The sequence below is a fragment of the Arthrobacter sp. R3-55 genome, from assembly GCF_054161505.1.
In genome coordinates this window covers 4,455,970-4,472,803 of the sequence record NZ_CP096423.1, presented here as the reverse complement: position 1 = coordinate 4,472,803, position 16,834 = coordinate 4,455,970, and the positions used below count along the sequence as shown (strand labels likewise).

At 62.7% G+C, this 16,834-nt stretch carries 15 protein-coding genes; 11 read left to right on the top strand and 4 right to left on the bottom strand.

The features are described 5' to 3' along the window. Nucleotides 1-77 precede the first annotated feature (77 nt). On the top strand, nt 78-506 hold the full coding sequence (locus M1D51_RS20485; RefSeq protein ID WP_172324518.1) for a hypothetical protein: 429 nt from the start codon (nt 78-80) through the stop codon (nt 504-506). 81 nt (nt 507-587) lie between these two features. On the opposite strand, the gene M1D51_RS20480 is transcribed toward M1D51_RS20485, so the two are convergent. Next, nucleotides 588-1,025, bottom strand: coding sequence for a hypothetical protein (locus M1D51_RS20480; RefSeq protein WP_253951570.1), 438 nt, complete (start codon nt 1,023-1,025; stop codon nt 588-590). A 170-nt stretch (nt 1,026-1,195) separates the two neighbouring features. Between M1D51_RS20480 and M1D51_RS20475 the strand changes: the two genes are divergently transcribed. Genes M1D51_RS20475 through M1D51_RS20460 form a run of 4 tightly spaced genes read left to right on the top strand, consistent with a single transcriptional unit; the run spans nt 1,196 to nt 6,538 of the window. Continuing rightward, complete coding sequence (locus M1D51_RS20475) at nt 1,196-2,758, top strand: pyridoxal phosphate-dependent decarboxylase family protein (protein ID WP_458107828.1); 1,563 nt, start codon at nt 1,196-1,198, stop codon at nt 2,756-2,758. Beyond that, nucleotides 2,755-4,104, top strand: coding sequence for a lysine N(6)-hydroxylase/L-ornithine N(5)-oxygenase family protein (locus M1D51_RS20470; protein ID WP_458107827.1), 1,350 nt, complete (start codon nt 2,755-2,757; stop codon nt 4,102-4,104). The genes M1D51_RS20475 and M1D51_RS20470 overlap by 4 nt, the downstream gene beginning before the upstream one ends. Then, nucleotides 4,101-4,691: a GNAT family N-acetyltransferase gene (locus M1D51_RS20465; protein WP_458107826.1), complete on the top strand. Its 591-nt coding sequence runs from the start codon at nt 4,101-4,103 to the stop codon at nt 4,689-4,691. The genes M1D51_RS20470 and M1D51_RS20465 overlap by 4 nt, the downstream gene beginning before the upstream one ends. Further along, nucleotides 4,688-6,538, top strand: a complete 1,851-nt coding sequence (locus M1D51_RS20460) for an IucA/IucC family protein (RefSeq protein ID WP_458107825.1) — start codon at nt 4,688-4,690, stop codon at nt 6,536-6,538. The genes M1D51_RS20465 and M1D51_RS20460 overlap by 4 nt, the downstream gene beginning before the upstream one ends. Before the next feature lie 56 nt (nt 6,539-6,594). Here the strand turns inward: M1D51_RS20460 and M1D51_RS20455 are convergent, their stop codons facing one another. Continuing rightward, complete coding sequence (locus M1D51_RS20455; RefSeq protein WP_458107824.1) at nt 6,595-7,929, bottom strand: BNR-4 repeat-containing protein; 1,335 nt, start codon at nt 7,927-7,929, stop codon at nt 6,595-6,597. A 281-nt stretch (nt 7,930-8,210) separates the two neighbouring features. Between M1D51_RS20455 and M1D51_RS20450 the strand changes: the two genes are divergently transcribed. From M1D51_RS20450 to M1D51_RS20435, 4 genes are all read left to right on the top strand, one after another. Beyond that, nucleotides 8,211-10,793: a DUF7507 domain-containing protein gene (locus M1D51_RS20450; RefSeq protein WP_458107823.1), complete on the top strand. Its 2,583-nt coding sequence runs from the start codon at nt 8,211-8,213 to the stop codon at nt 10,791-10,793. Nucleotides 10,794-10,883: 90 nt separating this feature from the next. After that, the gene (locus tag M1D51_RS20445; protein ID WP_172325274.1) at nt 10,884-12,365 is read left to right on the top strand and encodes a SpaH/EbpB family LPXTG-anchored major pilin; all 1,482 of its coding nucleotides are present in this window, start codon (nt 10,884-10,886) and stop codon (nt 12,363-12,365) included. Nucleotides 12,366-12,480: 115 nt separating this feature from the next. Next, on the top strand, nt 12,481-13,392 hold the full coding sequence (locus tag M1D51_RS20440) for a class C sortase (protein WP_458107822.1): 912 nt from the start codon (nt 12,481-12,483) through the stop codon (nt 13,390-13,392). 9 nt (nt 13,393-13,401) lie between these two features. Next, the gene (locus M1D51_RS20435) at nt 13,402-14,181 is read left to right on the top strand and encodes an SDR family NAD(P)-dependent oxidoreductase (protein ID WP_458107821.1); all 780 of its coding nucleotides are present in this window, start codon (nt 13,402-13,404) and stop codon (nt 14,179-14,181) included. Nucleotides 14,182-14,202: 21 nt separating this feature from the next. Here the strand turns inward: M1D51_RS20435 and M1D51_RS20430 are convergent, their stop codons facing one another. Continuing rightward, nucleotides 14,203-15,276 (bottom strand): FUSC family protein, encoded by a 1,074-nt coding sequence (locus M1D51_RS20430; protein ID WP_458107820.1) that lies wholly within the window; start codon nt 15,274-15,276, stop codon nt 14,203-14,205. A 134-nt stretch (nt 15,277-15,410) separates the two neighbouring features. On the opposite strand from M1D51_RS20430, the gene M1D51_RS20425 reads away from it, so the two are divergent. Continuing rightward, nucleotides 15,411-15,887, top strand: a complete 477-nt coding sequence (locus M1D51_RS20425; RefSeq protein ID WP_458107819.1) for an SRPBCC family protein — start codon at nt 15,411-15,413, stop codon at nt 15,885-15,887. Continuing rightward, nucleotides 15,884-16,399 (top strand): GNAT family N-acetyltransferase, encoded by a 516-nt coding sequence (locus M1D51_RS20420; RefSeq protein ID WP_458107818.1) that lies wholly within the window; start codon nt 15,884-15,886, stop codon nt 16,397-16,399. Before M1D51_RS20425 ends, M1D51_RS20420 begins: the two co-directional genes overlap by 4 nt. Nucleotide 16,400: 1 nt before the next feature. On the opposite strand, the gene M1D51_RS20415 is transcribed toward M1D51_RS20420, so the two are convergent. Then, a complete protein-coding gene (locus tag M1D51_RS20415; RefSeq protein ID WP_458107817.1) occupies nt 16,401-16,811 on the bottom strand; it encodes a VOC family protein in 411 nt (136 codons plus the stop codon). Nucleotides 16,812-16,834: the final 23 nt, after the last annotated feature.

Sequence of the window (16,834 nt, the reverse complement as noted above, 5' to 3'; positions counted from 1 at the left end):
GGCAATCGGGGCCCCAACCCCGGTTGCCGCGCATTTTCAACCAACGTACAACCCAGAAAGAACCAGGTAGCCAGACCATGAAGAAGACTGTTGCGTGCATTGCGGGGGTGCTTGTTTCGGCAGCCGCACTCGCCGGTTGTTCGTCGTCCCCGAGCAACGAGGCGGGGACATCGCCGTCGTCAACTACAACCCAAGCCGCCACCACCGGTGAGGCAAAACCTGCCAACCCCGGTACCGGCATCATCGAAGCCACCAAGATGACCTCCTGCGATACTGCGCAGGGGAAGGTCACAGCGAAGGGGACCGTGACTCCTCCTGAGGGAACCAAGGGGACGGTCAAAATTACCGTCAGCTGGGTGGACCCGAAGACCTCGGCCGTCCTCGCCCGCGGGGAGCAGACCTTCAAGGACGCCGCAGCGGGCAAGGCGCTCGACTGGGTCGCCAACGCAGAGGTGACCAAGCCTGCCGCGGAGATCAAGTGCGTCCTGGGGGCCACGGTCCTCTAAGCAAGAAGTTCGAATAAGCAAGCAGTTCAACTAAGCGCAGCTCAGTTAAGCACCGTGCCAAGGCGGCCGGTCAGGTATCCGTTACCTGGCCGGCCGCTTTCTTTGCCACTGAACCGCGTGCCAGAAAAGCAGGCCGGCAGTAATCAGCAAGGCGGCCAACAGTACGTAGGGCGCGTTGGAGAGCATGATGAACTTCATTTGGGCTGACTCGGCCGATTCGGCGGGCTGGACGAATTCCGGAGAGCTCACTATGGCCCCGACTGACGTCGTCAGTGCCCATAGGCCAAGCCACGCCAGGCCGGCATCCAGTACCCAGAGGGCAATGATGAACGGGTTGACCATGGCCCGCTTGCGTGTCGGTTCCACGGGCTCCGGCAGATGGGGGCTGACCGCTTGGACGGCGTTGCCGTGCTCGTCGATCTCGCGGAAGCCGAGGCGTTCGTGCGCGTGGTCCTTCATGTGGTCTCCAACCGTAAACAGTGGATTGTCCCAGCACTCTACTCCGAGGCTAAGTGCCATATCTTGCACCTTCTGTTGCCTGAATAAAAGTCAATGACGCGTTGACCGGTGTTGCATCGGTGAGAAAACGCCTTCTAGGCGAAATAGGTCACAAAAGTTTGACGGAAAGGCTTACCTAAGTAAGGCTTACCTTGCTAACAAGCGCCCCAACGCAATGGAAGGAAGCTGACGTGACGTCACCCAGTGTCGAAGAGCGGATCGCTCAGGAGCAGGATTTTGGCTCCAAAGTGGAACTGGCCCTCGCTGCCACCAACCAGCTGTTCAACGCACGAAATTCACCCAGTTACGTCGCTCAGGTCCTTCAGGGGGTCAACGCGGTCTCCACCAAGGTCCAGCGCACCTCCCAGCCGTTTACCGGCGTCGGGCATGCTGAACTGAAGGCCAAGGTTGGTGCCGTCGATCTTGACAGCCCGCTGCCGGACACGGCCGCGGCCTTGGACGAGCTCGACGAGCTCTACCTGAAGGACGCCATCTACTTCCACGATTCGCGTTACGCGGCACACCTGAACTGCCCGGTGGTCATTCCGGCGTTGGTGGGGGAGGCCGTCCTCTCGGCTGTGAATTCCTCCATGGATACCTGGGACCAGAGTGCTGGCGCAACCATGATCGAGCGCCGCCTCATTGACTGGACGGCGGAGCGCATCGGCTTTACCGAAGAAGCTGACGGAGTGTTTACGTCCGGTGGCAGCCAGTCCAACTTCCAGGCGCTGCTGATTGCCCGCAATCATGCCGTCGCCAAGCTGCGGGCAGCCAATGGGGACGCCCGCCTGCCGCTCCTGCTGGACAGGCTCCGGATCTTCACCTCCGTGGACAGCCACTTCAGCATCCAAAAGTCTGCTTCGATGCTGGGCTTGGGTTTCGATGCCGTAATCGCAGTGCCCACCACCGATGACCACCGCATGGATCCCACCGCACTCGCGGCTGCTTTGGCGGAAGCGCACGACGCCGGCCTGGTCCCGATGGCGGTAGTAGCTACTGCCGGAACCACGGACTTCGGTTCGGTTGACCCGCTGTCCGAAGTGGCCGCGTTGGTCCGCGCCTACGATTCCTGGCTGCACGTGGACGGCGCCTACGGTGGAGGGCTCATCGTTTCCGGCCGCCACCGCCACCTCCTGGACGGAATCCACCTTGCCGATTCCGTCACTGTGGACTTCCACAAAACCTTCTTCCAGCCGGTCAGCTCCAGCGCTGTCCTGGTCCGCAGCGGCTCCATGATGGGCCATGTCACCTACTACGCCGACTACCTGAATCCGGAGAGCGCGGCCAGGGCCGACATCCCCAACCAGGTGGACAAGAGCATCCAGACCACCCGACGTTTCGATGCCCTTAAGCTGTGGCTGACCCTCCGCATCATGGGCGCCGACGCGATCGGTGCGCTCTTCGACGAAGCGATCGACCTCACCGCCCGGGTGGGAACGTTGTTGGCTGATGACGCGGAGTTCGAGCTTGCCGCCGCACCGCAGCTCAGCACTTTGGTGTTCCGCTACCGCCCCATGGTTGACGGCGTGCTACTCGACGAGGATGCCGCAGACGTCCTCAACCCCGCCATCCGCGCCGCAGTCTTCGCTTCCGGCGAGGCTGTTGTGGCCGGCACCAAGGTGGCCGGGCGCCACTACCTCAAATTCACCCTCCTCAACGCCGAGGCGAGCCTGAGGGACATTCAGGAAATCATCGAACTTATCCGCCGGACGGGCAGCGGCCTGCTGGCGAACACCACGGAGGCTGCAGCGTGAGCACCCAAGAGACCATCTACGATGTCGCCGGAATCGGCGTCGGGCCGTTCAACCTGGGCCTGGCCGCCTTGAGTGAGTCGGTTGAGGACCTGGACTGCGTGTTCCTGGATCGTCGCGAGTCCTTCGATTGGCACCCCGGCATGATGCTTGAACCGGCGCACCTGCAGGTCCCGTTCATGGCGGACCTTGTGACGCTGGCCGATCCGACGTCGCCGTTCTCCTTCCTGAACTTCCTCAAGCAGACCGGCCGCCTGTACCGCTTCTATATCCGTGAGAACTTCTACCCGCTGCGCGCCGAGTACAACCAGTACTGCCAGTGGGTGGCCGGACAGCTTGAATCCGTTCGTTTTAGCACGGATGTGCTGGATGTAACGTACGACGACGGCGTGTACCGGCTTTCGGTGCAGGGCCCGGAGGGTGCTGAGGTGCTTCGCGCCCGCCGGCTGGTCCTGGGCACGGGCACCTCCCCGTATGTCCCGGACTCCTGTGCAGGAATAGTGGACGCCGGTGGACTTGTCCTCCACAATGCGGACTACCTGTCGAGGAAGAGTGAGCTGCAGTCCAAGCGCAGCATCACGATCGTGGGCAGCGGCCAGAGCGCCGCCGAGCTGTACTACGAATTGCTTCAGGAAATTGACGTCTACGGATACCAGCTCAACTGGGTCACCCGCTCGGGCCGCTTCTTCCCGCTGGAGTACACCAAGCTCACCCTGGAGATGACCTCGCCGGAGTACGTGGATTACTTCCACTCACTCCCGGGCGAGCAACGTGATTCACTGATCAAGAGCCAGAAGAACCTGTACAAGGGCATCAACGCGGACCTGATTGACGACATCTACGACCTCCTCTACACCAAGAGCCTCTCCGGCATGGTGGACACCCAGTTGCACACGCACTCCTCGCTGACCGCAGCGGAGTGGAACCCCGCCACGGGAACCCACACTCTCCAGTTGCACCACGAAGAACACGGCCGCGACTACACCCTTGAGACCGAGGCCGTGGTCCTCGCTACCGGGTACACCTACAAGGAGCCCGCCTTCACGGCCGGCATCCAAGACCGGATCCGCCGTGACGCCAAGGGCCGGTTCGACGTCGGGCGCAACTATGGGACCGGCGTTGAACCCGGCGAAATCTTCGTTCAAAACGCCGAGCTGCACACGCACGGCTTCGTCACCCCGGACCTTGGCATGGCGGCCTACCGCAACTCCTGCATCCTGCGGGAGATCACGGGCCGGGAGGTCTACCCGATCGAGCGCAGCATTGCCTTCCAGCAGTTCGGCGCGCCGGCTCCGGCCACTCCCGCAGAACCTGCCGGCCTGCCCGTAACCGCTGGAGCCACCGTATGAGCTTCACGTTCCGGCCGGTCCATCCCGTAGCGGACGCACCTGTCCTCCACAGCTGGGTCAGCCAGGAGTATGCACGGTTCTGGGGCATGGTTTCGGCCACCGAGCAGGACGTTGTGGAGGAGTACTCAAGGATTGCCGAGTCCGGTCATCACCAGGCGTTCCTGGGGCTCGACGACGGCGTTCCCGCCTTCCTGATGGAGCGGTACCGCCCGGAGTCATCGCCGTTGGCGGACGTTTATGAAGTCCGGCATGGTGACGTCGGAATGCACCTCCTGGTCTCCCCGCCCAACGGCGAGCCACAGCCCGGTTTCACCACTGCCGTGATGCAGTCCGTCATGGCCGAACTGTTCGCTGATCCGGCAACCCTGCGGGTGGTGGTCGAACCTGACGCCCGTAACCATAAAATTCATGTCCTGAATGAAAAGGTGGGCTTCCGGCCCCACGGCGTGGTGACCCTTCCCGCCGTCGATCCCGCCGAAGACCACAAGCAGGGGCTGCTGAGCTTCTGCACCCGCGAGGATTTCCTTGCTACCCTGACCCCGATTCTGGCCGCGCCCGCCGCGGCGACCAGAGGAGAATCCCTGTGACCACCACTGCCGGCACCACCGAAGAGACCCTGAACCAAGCGGCCGATCCCGTGTCCCACCTGACCCCCGAGCGCTGGTCCGTGGCCAACCGGCACTTGGTCCGGAAGGCGATCGCCGAGTTCTCGCACGAGCGAATCCTGGTCCCGGAGCTGATCCGAGAAGAGGGCTACGGCGTCGGGCTGTACAAGGTAATAAGCGACGACGATACGACGGAATACCGCTTCCGGGCCCGCCTCCTGGAATTGGATCACTGGTCCGTTTCTCCGGAATCCCTTGTCCGGTTGCGGGCTGGCGAGGAACTTCCGGTGGACGCGCTGGACTTCATTGCCGAATTCCACGAGGCCCTGGCCATCCGCCAGGACATGCTGCCCGTGTATCTCGAGGAAATCAGCAGCACGCTGGCCAGCCACGCCTACAAGCAGGGCAAGCCGTTCAGCTCGGCAGAATTGGCTGCCGGTGTCACCGGTGGTGCTGACCGGGCCGCGGACTTCCAGGCAATCGAGCACAGCATGACCGAGGGCCATCCGTGCTTCGTGGCCAACAACGGCCGGCTGGGATTCGGGATTGCGGACTACCACGCGTTCGCACCGGAAACCGGGGCAACCGTGAAGTTGCAGTGGATCGCCGTGCACCGCAGCAAGGCAGTGTTCACCTCGAGCGCGGGTTTGGATTACCGGACGCACTTCGAGGCCGAACTTGGTCCGGCAACCCTTGCATGGTTCACCGCAGAATTGTCAGCCTCCGGATTGGACCCCGAGGATTACCTCCTCATGCCGGTCCACCCTTGGCAGTGGGACAACAAGCTCACGGTGACGTTCGCGGCAGAAATCGCCCAGCGCCACATCGTGAACCTCGGAACCGGTGAAGACTCGTACCAGGCACAGCAGTCCATCCGGACGTTCTTCAACACCGACTACCCGGAAAAGTCCTACGTCAAGACGGCCATGTCCGTGCTGAACATGGGCTTCATGCGGGGACTGTCCCCGCAGTACATGAAGGCCACTCCGGCCATCAATGACTGGCTGCAGGAACTGCTCGGCAATGACCAGGAGCTCCAGGACCGGGGCCTGGCCATGATCCGTGAAACCGCTGCCATCGGCTACCACAACCACTACTACGAGGCCGCTTCGGCAAAGGGGTCGCCCTACCGGAAGATGCTCTCGGCCCTGTGGAGGGAAAGTCCGCTGCCGTTGCTCAAGGACGGGCAGCAGCTGGCTACCATGGCGTCATTGCTGCACGTGGACGCTGACGGAGACTCCGTGGTGTCTGCGCTTATTCAGCGCTCCGGCCTGGCACCCACCGAGTGGCTTCGCCGCTACTTTGAGGCCTACCTCGTGCCGTTGGTCCATTGCCTCTACGAGTACGAGCTCGCGTTCATGCCGCACGGCGAAAACGTCATTCTGATCCTCGAAGACGGCGTGCCGGTCCGCGCGATCATGAAGGACATCGCGGAGGAAATCGTGGTGATGGGGGACCGGCTGGAACTTCCCGAGGAAGTCTCCCGCATCAAGGCCGAGATCCCTGCCGAGGAAATGGTCCTGGCCATTTTCACCGACGTCTTCGACTGCATCTTCCGGTTCCTGGGCGCGATCCTTGTGGAGGACGGGACGTTGCGCGAGGACGAGTTCTGGGGAACCGCGGCTGCTGTGCTGCGGGACTACCAGCAGCGCCATCCGGAGCTGGCGGACCAGTTCGCCATGCACGACCTTTTTGCGCCGGACTTCGAGCTCTCCTGCCTCAACCGCCTGCAGCTGAGGAACAACCAGCAGATGCTGGACATTTCGGACCCCTCTGGCGGGCTCCAGATGGCAGGCCGACTGGCCAACCCCTTGGCCAAGTTCGCCTGAGAATCCTCGCGAGGGGTCAGCTCTCGGCACTTTCAGGAGGTTGAAAGGGTCGAGAGCTAACCCCTCGGCGATGAGATGGCCGCCACGATCTCCGTTGAGTAGCTCTGCGAGGAACTCATGCTCCCTCGGAACCAGCACACGGCGTGTACGGACTCGTCACCCGGGACCACCATGGGGCGGAGATTGTCCACTGTAGATCCCTCGGTGATGGCTTCCCACGTCCAGTTCATGCCTGAATCGGCCGTAACGCCCCGGTAGATCTCATAGTGTGCGGTGGTTTCACCCGTCCGCGGATCCACAGGTGTGGAGATGTAGACGCAGTTCAGGTCATTCGGATCCACCGCACCCAGCCCGGTGTAGTCCTGCTCGTGCGGCAGCAGGCCAGGGCCGGCGACGGCGAGCGGGTGCAGTTTCCAGCGCGCGCCGTCAAAGCGCGCGTACAGCAGGCGGTGATCATCGACGTCGAGCATTTGCTCACGCTGCAGCGGTCCGTTGACGTCGTTGGCGCGGCAGGTGACGATTGCGGCCAGTTCCGTGCCCTGCCGGCGCAAGTCAGTAGTCCAACCGTGGGTGAGGACGTCGCCGTCGAGCGTTGTTCCGGCTTCGAAAACGGTGGTCAGGGCTGTTTGGTTGATGCCGGGAGAGCCGATGACCGGTGCACTGACCACGTTTCCCGAGGCATCGTGGAGGGCGTTGTCCTGGAGGTATCCGTGATAGATGTTGTTGTTGAAATCGCGCGGGTGGTGGTCCGTGGTGATGAGGTCTATCCGGTCCGTACCGTTGCCGGAATAGCGCGTGTACCCATTGACGTAGCCCACCTTGGGCCGGGTGAAGAGCTTGCCGCCGTAGCTCCAGGTACTGGCGTCGTCTTCGGAGGTCATCAGTGTGGGGTCGTCGTTGATGGCGCGGACAAAGTTGTAGACCCTGCCCTCCGTGCTCACAGCGTGAAGGTTTGAATAGGTGGCACCGCGGCCCTGAGCTAGTTCTGTCCAGTCGAACTGCTGCTCCGGCTCCCATTCTGACGCGTCGTGCGGCCGGACCGAGACCCGCCACCGGGAGTAATTGTCCGTCTTGTGCTTGGCGTACATCACCACATAGCGCCCATCCGGCCGGATCAGGAGAGCCGGGGCGTTGTGGTCATCGGCTTCCAAGTGTTCATGGAGTACATGGATCCGGCTAATCCCGGTAGCAAGATCCAGGACCGTGATTTCAATGTTTCCGCCCCTCTCTGCGCCCTGTAGGCCATCCGGCGAAGCCACTGAACCGAGCAGCAGGGTGTTGTTGGCGGGATCGATCAGTGCGCGCTCATCCTGGAACCAGCACCAGGCGCCGTTGTCGTTGAGGGTCTGCAGGGTCTGCGGGGTCTGCGGGGAAAGGGCCTCGTTGACCATGTCCATCCTTTGCATCGTTTCAATCAGCCCATTCTAGCGGTCTGACCCGGCTCCTCGCTCCCAGTGAGCGCACTCTTCTCCGGCTTTTGGCGACTCTCAAAAGATTCTGAAAACTGTGACACGTTTTTCTCCCTTGCGGTACTTGACGATCGAAGCCGCCTGCCCGCAAGCAGCGGCACACGATTTGCACACACATTCAGCTGTGTCATTCGTCGGCGTTCGATCAATAAACGGGGGCTGCCAGTGACGTGGATGACTCCGAGTTCTGGAAGGAATCTCCCTTGAAGTCTCCCCTTGGGAAAGCAACGGCATTTTTGGCCGTGCTCATGGTGTTACTTGGGACGCTGTCATTCGGGGTCTTTGGCCCCGGGACGGCGGCCCAGGCATATCAGGTGCCCACCGCGGCTCCCGTCATTTCCAATGGCATTGCCACCATGACCATGCCCGGTTCCGGGCTTACTACCACCTATTCCGCATCCGGACTGACTGATGTCTTTGTTGGATCGACCCTGGGCAGTCGAGGCTTCGTGCCCAGCGACTACAGCCAAGGTCTCGTCGGGACCCTGCCTGCCGTGGAATTCTCCACCGATGCGGTCAACAACTGCGCCACAACTGGTCCGTGCTCCGGACTGGGCAGCATCACCATCAACTTCAGCCAGCCAGTCCGGAACCCCGTGCTGAACCTCGCAGGGTTGGGCGGCAACTCCGCTTGGGATGAGGGACTCAACGGCAGCATTGACCGTATCTCCCAACTCCATGCCGTGCTTGGGCTGGCAACCACCGGCCTGACCATGACCAAGCTGTCAGGCGGAAACCTTTCAGTGTCCGGCAACACCATCACTGCCGTGAACGACAGCACGTCCGCGCGGTGCAACACCGTGGTCCAATCCTCAACGCCGCAACCGCCGGATGCGGGAGCGACTGCTGCCTGTGGAGCAGTGCGGATCAACGGCCTCGTTTCCACCCTGACCTTCAATGTCTCCGCCATGTTCACCAGGACCACAGCGGCCCTCCCGGGGTATTCGGACAACGACCCCCTATCACCGCTGCACAGCGAAGACAACTACGTGATGACGCTTACCGTGCCGCAGGACTTTGGCGACGCCCCCACGAGCTACGACCAAAACAACGCCGCATCTGCTGTCCTGTCCGACGTCACCCTGGGATCCTCTGTGACCGAAGACAACGCACAGGTTGCGAACGGCACAGTTTCCCCCAATGCCAGTGCCACCGCTGCCTTGGATCAGGACAACGGGGTGGTGCTGACCCCCATGACCTTGGGCGCAACGAGTTACTCCACCACTGTGGCCATCAGCGGAGCCAGCAAGGCAGGCACAACCTGTGGATGGATCGACTTCGACAAGGACGCGATTTTCGACAACCCTGCGGAACGGGCCTGCGCTACCTTCGCGGCCGGAGCCACCTCTGCAACGCTGACATGGGCCACCATTCCCGGCGGCATGACCGCAGGCACTACCTACGCCAGGTTCCGCATCGGCTACACGGCCACACAGATCCAGTCGCCGATCGGGGCATCGAACTCCGGTGAAGTGGAGGACTATGTCTTTACCGTAGCCCCCGCTCCTGCGCCGGCGATTTCCCTGGTCAAGTCCGTGGACAGGACCACGTTGGTGGCAGGCCAGACGGCCACCTACACGTTCGTCGCCACCAACACGGGCAATGTCACACTGACCGGAGTGGTCATCACGGAGACACAGTTCTCCGGCTCCGGCGCCATGTCAGCCCTCACCTACACGTGGCCAGGCCTTCCTGGAACATTGCTGGCGGGCCAGTCAGTCACGGCAACTGCAACTTATGTGGTGACGCAGACCGACGTCACCTCGGGTCTGTTGACCAATACGGCGCGGGTCACTGGAACCCCGCCCGTCGGCGCTCCGGTCACTGCAACCAGCACCGCGCAAATTACTGCGCCACCGGCATGGACCATCAGCAAGGGTGCCACCGTTGGCGGCGTCACCAATCCGTTGGTGAGCCCGGGGCAGACCATCGTCTACACCGTTACCGCCACCAGTACCAGCGGCCAGATCAGCGGGGTAGTCCTCACGGACAACCTGGCGAACGTCTTGGACCAGGCAACCTTCGTCGCCGGATCAGCCACGCTGAAGATCGGCACGGCAGCGGCCACTCCCGTAGCGAATCCGGCAAGCGGTTCAACCACCCTGACGACGACGGCCTTCACCCTCCCGGCGGGCGCCACCGCAACGCTGAGCTACTCAGTAGTGGTCAAGGCAGATGCCTGGAGCGAGGAACTGGTCAATACCGTGACCGGCCGCGGCAGTGTTCCTCCATCCCGATGTGTAACAGGAGTGACGCCGGTTGCACCGGAGTGCACTACTACGCACCGTGTAACCGCCAAATTCCTGATTGAGAAGCTGGGCGAGTCCTCGGACTCCTCCTGGGTGGCCATGGATGGTTCGTCCTGGGTGCTCAGGACCGATGCTGCCGGCACGCCCGGACCCAACACCGCTTACACCGTGACGCCCATCCCGGGACAGACCGGCCAGTTCCAAGTGGAAAACATCCAGCCGGGCACCTATTGGTTGGAAGAGACCCAGGCTCCGGCCGGATTCAACCTGTTGGCCGAAGCCGTCAGCTTCACGGTGGCAGCCGATGGTGAAGTCACCCTCGGCCAAGGCACCGGCGCCGGCGTGGTCACCACGGCGGACCCGGAATCTGACGGGATCTTCCTGGTCAGCGTGCGGGACGTACCGGCCCTCCAGATGCCCGAAACCGGCGGCATCGGCTATTGGCCGTTTGCCCTGGCCGGCTCCGCCACGCTGTTGGCGGCCGCCGTCCTGGCTTCCGGAAACCTCCGCCGCAGAAAAGACCAACCGGCCACCTAAAGCACCATGCGTGCCACCGATTCCGGGGGGACGCATGTCAGAAAGTGTTCATCTCCGAACACCGCACCACCACTAAGAAAGAGGACAGAAGTGAGTAATCACAGCTCACGGCGGCTTTTGAAGACCGCCGCCGCCACCATCACGGGGGCGGTGCTGGCAATGTCGTTCTCCATGGCTCCGGCCTCGGCCGCTCCCCTTGTTGACGGTGACCAGACGGGTTCCATCACCGTTCACAAGTTCGAACGTCCGGACACCCCCACCGGTTTGCCCAACAATGGCACCGTGGTTGATACCACCGGCCTTAGCCCGCTGGCAGGCATTGAGTTCACCATCCAGCAGGTCAACACCATTGACCTGTCCAGCAACGCCGGATGGGAAGCTGCACACAACCTGAGCAGCGTCTTCTCCGCGAGTGACCCGGCAGGTTCCATTTCCGGTGCAGGCTTTACGCTTGGATCCGCCCAGACGGACACCACCGACGCTGCCGGCACCGCTGCTTTTGGCAGCCTCCCCGTTGGCTTGTACTTGGTGTCGGAAACGGCATACCCGTCCGGCGTCACGCCGTCGGCGCCGTTCCTGGTTTCGGTTCCCTTGACGGACCCGGACAACACGGACAACTGGATCTACGACGTCCACGTGTACCCCAAGAACTCCGTCACGGGTGCAGAGAAGACCGTCACCGATGCACCTGACGTCAAGTTGGGCGACCAGATCGACTACACCATCACCGGCGACATCCCCAATGACGCTGTCATTGACGGCTACAAGATCGTGGACCAGCTGGACGCCAAGCTGACATACGTGGATGCCACCGCAACACTGGTTGATGGCACCGTCATCACCGAGGGCACCGACTACACGGTGAACTTCGATGCTGCCACGAACACCGTTTCGGTAGAGTTCACGGCCGCCGGCCGGGCACTGCTTGCAGCAAACAACGACACCCGTGTTCAGTTGGTTGTGAACACCACCGTCAACACCATCGGCGAGATCGAGAACGAAGCTGTTGTTTACCCGAACCTGGGTAGCTTCACCATCGCTCCGGGCCAGCCCGGCGGACCGATCGTCACCCCTCCCGTAGTCACCAAGTGGGGCGAGATCACCCTCCAGAAGGTCAACGAGACCGGTGCTGCACTTGCTGGTGCTTCCTTCTCGGTGTACTCCACCGAGGCTGACGCCCTGGCCGGAACCAACCCCATCACCCTCAACGGTGCGAGCACCTTCACCGTTGCTGCTGACGGTACGCTGACCATCTCCGGCCTGCGCTACTCGGACTGGGCCAACGGTGCAGCTGTTGCACCCGGCTCCGCTGATTACCGCACCTACTACCTGGTGGAGACCACTGCTCCGTCCGGCTACGAGCTGCTTGCTGAGCCCGTTTCCTTCCTGGTAAACGCTGCGTCCACCACCGTAGGCATCGACCTCGAGGTCAAGAACGTACCGTCCAACGGCGGCTTCGAGCTGCCGCTGACCGGTGGCGTTGGAACCGGTCTGCTGTACGGAGCCGGCCTTCTCCTGATCGCCGGTGCCAGCCTGTTGTTCGTCCGCACACGCAGGACCACCAACAGCTAATTCCGGGAGCCGGTCAAAGCCGCGCTCCAGGTGAAAACAGGGTGGGGGAAGACGCATAACCTGCGTTTTCCCCCACTTTGGTTCCTGCATGTACCGTTATCTGCCCAGGATTCTGATGTCACAACTCCCAGCCCGTATCCGCAGCTTTTCCCGACAATGGAGCAAACAGCGAGTTTTCATAGTCCTTGCTGCTGTGATCGGTGTGGGAGTGCTCCTGTATCCCACCGCTGCCGCCTGGTTCTCGGATCGGGTCCATGCCACGGAAATCAGCGGCTACGTGGACTCCGTGCAAAATCTCAATCCCTCGGAACAGAAAGCGCTGTTTGAGGAGGCCCGGAAGTTCAACGAGGGTCTCCCGTCGGGACCCCTCCGCGATCCGTACTCACTCAACAGCAAAGGCGAACAGGCCGTCATCGGCGCCGGTTCCGAGGCCTACAAGAAGATGCTTGCTGTGGGACCGGGCGGAATGATGGGCCGCATCAGTATCCCCTCCATCCGCGCCGACCTGCCGATCTTTCACGGCACGGAAGAAGATGCGCTCTCCAAGGGAGTGGGGCATTTGTTCGGATCTGCGCTCCCGGTCGGGGGCGCCAGCACCCACAGCGTACTGACCGGGCACTCCGGCTTTGTTAATGCGACCCTCTTTGACCACGTGGACCAGATGGCCGAAGGCGATGTCTTCAGCATTTCAACCCTGGACGAAACCCTGTACTACAAGGTGGACCAGATCCTGACGGTACTTCCGGATGAAACCGACGCCCTCAGGAAGGTTGAGGGCAAGGACTACGTCACCCTCATCACCTGCACGCCCAAGGGTGTCAACAGCCACAGGTTGCTGGTACGGGGTGAACGCACCGAGCCTCCCTCTGCCGATGACGGACAACAAGTCCTTCCCAGCACCACGATCGATCCCGGCTTTCCCTGGTGGGCTCTTGCCATGCTGGGCATCACTGTGGTTGCTGTGGTGGTGACCCGGCCACGCGCCAGTAAGCCGGAACCAGTGGGTTCCGGAGGCCACCCCTACTAGTCTTGGCCCATGACCATACGAGCCAATGAACTCACTGCCCTGATCACCGGGGCCACCGCGGGGCTCGGTGCTGAATTTGCGCGCCAACTCGCCGAATCGGGCCATCACGTGGTCCTTGTGGCCCGTGACCAGGAACGCTTGAAGGAAAAGGCCGCCGAGCTCGAACGCGACTTCAGTATCTCGGCGGAGATCCTTCCCGCCGATCTGACCACCGGCGTCGGGGTTTCGGCGGTGGCGGACCGACTCCGGGACGCCACCCGGCCCGTGGACGTACTGGTCAATAACGCCGGGATCGGCCTTCTGAAGTCTTTTGAACGCAATGACCTGGACGAGGAACGGCGGCACCTCCGGCTCCACGTGCAGACACCCATGGAGCTGTGCCACGCCGCCTTGGAGGTCATGTTGGTCCGGGGCAAGGGCAGGATCATCAACGTGGCCAGCGTTGCCGCCTTCGCCAACCGTGGCACGTACTCGGCGGCCAAGGCCTGGCAGGTGACCTTCAGCCGATGGGCAAACATCACCTATGCGAAGTCCGGCGTGCAGGTTACCGCAGTGTGCCCGGGTTTCACACACACCGAATTCCACGACCGCATGGGCATGGACAAGTCCGTAGCCCCCCGGTTCCTTTGGCTCACCGCTGAGCGGGTAGTGCGCGAAGGCCTGGCGGACAACGCCAAAGGCAAGGGCGTTTCCATCCCGACGCGCCGCTACAAAGTGGTCACCTTTTTTGCCCGCGTTCTGCCGGCCAAGCTGACGTCCGGCCCGCCCCGGAAGCCGCTGGAGCCGTAGGCCGGTGGTGCGGACCAGTTCCTACTGCGGAACACGCCTACGAGGCGCCCGAACCAGCACCGCCACCGCAATGCCCACCACTGCGCCCACGAACGTTTCAACAGCACGCTCCATCACCAGCAGGCCCGGGTCCATGGGTGCTGCCAGCTGTGCGATCAGCAGGATCACCGGCGTAAAGAACACCATGGCCCACCCGTAGTGCCGGGCCATGAAGAGCTCCGTGGGGAACTGGCACAGAACCACCAACACGGCGAGCACCACGGTTGTCTGCCCGGGGAAGTACTGAAGCGGCGATAGCGGACCTGGGAAAAGTACGACGGCGACCACCGCCAAGCCGAGGAACGTCCCCACGATGCGGTGGATACCTCGGTGGACGCGGCTTGGGAGGTCGGCTCCGGCGAGGGGCACAGCCGCGGCAGCCATGGCCCAGTGCGGATGCCCGCTCCCGCTCAGCACTCCGATGGCCCCGGCTGCACCGACCGCGAGCGAGTAGCGAGCGGCGTGGACCAGGGCAGCCTGGACCAAGGCTGCCTGGCGCTGCGGTCCGCGAAGGATGGGAACATCACGTCCGGCACCGGCCTCCCACACACGGTGACGGAGCCAGCCGGCAAACCCCACCAGAAGCGAAAAGGCGGCCGACCCGGCACCGATGAGTACCGCCGTCGTGAGTGGAACGTTGGTTGGCACGGAGGCGCAGGCGCCCAAAGCGAGGATGCCGAAGAACGGGCCGATCGGTTTGAGGCGCACTGCGTCCGCGTACAGGGAGCCCGCCCCGGCAAAGCAGGTGGCTACCAGCACCAACCACCATGAATGGATGTGGTTGACCGAGAGGAAAACGCCGATGGTCAGCCCACCCACCAGGAACAGGGCCGCCTGGGCTTGGTGCTTGAGCCTGAGCTGATGCGTTTCGTTGCGGCCGTACATTCCGGTCAGTGCACCGAAGACGGCGTACATCATGAGGTCCGGGCGGCCGATGAGAATGAGGACCAGTGCCGGTACCGCGACGCTCAGGGCAACGCGCACGGCTGAGAGGCGATCGTTGTTGGCGGGCCCAAGCCGGTGGAGTTCGCGGGCGTGGACCATCAATCCGGGCACGGGGGAACACCACCAATCAGTCAGGGCTTGCCTTTGGAAATTAGCACTATCACCGTCGTGGCCGCCATTAGCCCGGTCACAAGCCGTAGCGGACGTCGGTGCGCTGAGGAGGAAAGGTCTGGGAAGATCGAGGTATGCCCGTCGCTTTCGTTTGCCGCACCCGCTCCAGCATGTCGCCGCAGGAGCTGTTTGATCTTTCCCGCAACATCGACGCCCACGTGGGATCGATGACCAAAAGCCGGGAGAAGGCAGTGGCCGGAGTGACCACCGGCCTGATTTCCGAAGGCCAGACCGTCACGTGGCAGGCGTGGCATCTGGGTGTCCGCTTCCGTATGACCAGTCGCATCACGCGGATGGAGGCGCCGTCGTCGTTCTCTGACGAACAGGTGAAGGGCCCCTTCAAGTACCTCCGCCATACTCACGAGTTCCGGGCGGACGGCAGTGGGACGCTCATGGTGGATACCGTGGAATTTGCTGCGCCGTTCGGTCCCGTGGGCAGGCTCGTGGAGAAGCTTGTTCTGGCCCGGTACCTGCAGAACCTGATAGAGAAGCGCAACGAATTCCTGGTGGCCCAGGCACCACCGGCATCACCTTTGGATTCCCGGCAATGATCAGGCTCGCGCATGCCGACGACCTACTGGTCCTGCAGGAGATCGAGCGTGCCGCGGGTGAGGCCTTCCGTTCCTTGGGGATGGATTCAGTGGCGGACGACCCCCCACTTTCCGTCGATGAGCTGCAGGGTTACGCCGCAGCGGGCAGGGCCTGGGTTTCCGTGGACGGGCTCGATTACCCGGTGGCTTACCTGTTGGCGGACGTCGTTGATGGCAACGGCCACGTGGAGCAGGTCAGCGTCCATCCGGATCAAGCGCACCAAGGCCTGGGCCGCGAGCTCCTGCATGCCGCCCGGGTGTGGACCCGTGGACACGGCATGCAGCGGCAAACGTTGAGCACATTCCGCGATGTGCCCTGGAACGCTCCGTACTACCGCCGGCTTGGTTTTGACGTGCTCGACGCCGGCACTTGGGGTCCGGAGCTGACCCGCCTCATGGATCACGAGGCTGAGTTGGGCCTGACCCGCTGGCCCCGCGTAGCCATGTGGCGCCCAGCGGTCCCGCCCACCTAGCTCAGCTGCGCTGGTCCGCCACCAGCTCTACCTCGTAGCTGTCCGTATTGAGCAAGTACGCCGCGTAGTGGTCCGGGCCGCCCGCGTGCGGATACTTCGACTCGAACATCTCATACCAACCCGCGTCCGCACCCAGTGCCCGGATCCGGTCCACGTTCTCCCGGGTTCCGGCATGGAAGGCTACGTGGTTGAGCCCAGGATCGGTGCGCCGGTGCGCGGTCCCGGTGATGGCATCCGTCTGCTCTACCACCACGTAGGTGCCGTCAAGCTTCCAACTGCACCCGGTAGGCCACTCCTGGAACGGCTCATAACCAAGCTCACCCAGCAACCAGCCCCACTCTTGCCGTGCCCGTTCAAGGATCGGCACCCAGATCTCAAGATGGTGGATGGACCCCACCGGACTCTCGCGCATGCGCCGATTCTACGAGGTCCGGG

Excerpts from the sequence above, each read along its gene's own strand:
- M1D51_RS20485 (WP_172324518.1), top strand. The coding sequence starts at position 78 with ATGAAGAAGACTGTTGCGTGCATTGCGGGGGTGCTTGTTTCGGCAGCC.
- M1D51_RS20480 (WP_253951570.1), bottom strand. The coding sequence starts at position 1,025 with ATGGCACTTAGCCTCGGAGTAGAGTGCTGGGACAATCCACTGTTTACG.
- M1D51_RS20465 (WP_458107826.1), top strand. The coding sequence starts at position 4,101 with ATGAGCTTCACGTTCCGGCCGGTCCATCCCGTAGCGGACGCACCTGTC.
- M1D51_RS20455 (WP_458107824.1), bottom strand. The coding sequence starts at position 7,929 with ATGGTCAACGAGGCCCTTTCCCCGCAGACCCCGCAGACCCTGCAGACC.
- M1D51_RS20440 (WP_458107822.1), top strand. The coding sequence starts at position 12,481 with ATGTCACAACTCCCAGCCCGTATCCGCAGCTTTTCCCGACAATGGAGC.
- M1D51_RS20435 (WP_458107821.1), top strand. The coding sequence starts at position 13,402 with ATGACCATACGAGCCAATGAACTCACTGCCCTGATCACCGGGGCCACC.
- M1D51_RS20425 (WP_458107819.1), top strand. The coding sequence starts at position 15,411 with ATGCCCGTCGCTTTCGTTTGCCGCACCCGCTCCAGCATGTCGCCGCAG.
- M1D51_RS20420 (WP_458107818.1), top strand. The coding sequence starts at position 15,884 with ATGATCAGGCTCGCGCATGCCGACGACCTACTGGTCCTGCAGGAGATC.
- M1D51_RS20415 (WP_458107817.1), bottom strand. The coding sequence starts at position 16,811 with ATGCGCGAGAGTCCGGTGGGGTCCATCCACCATCTTGAGATCTGGGTG.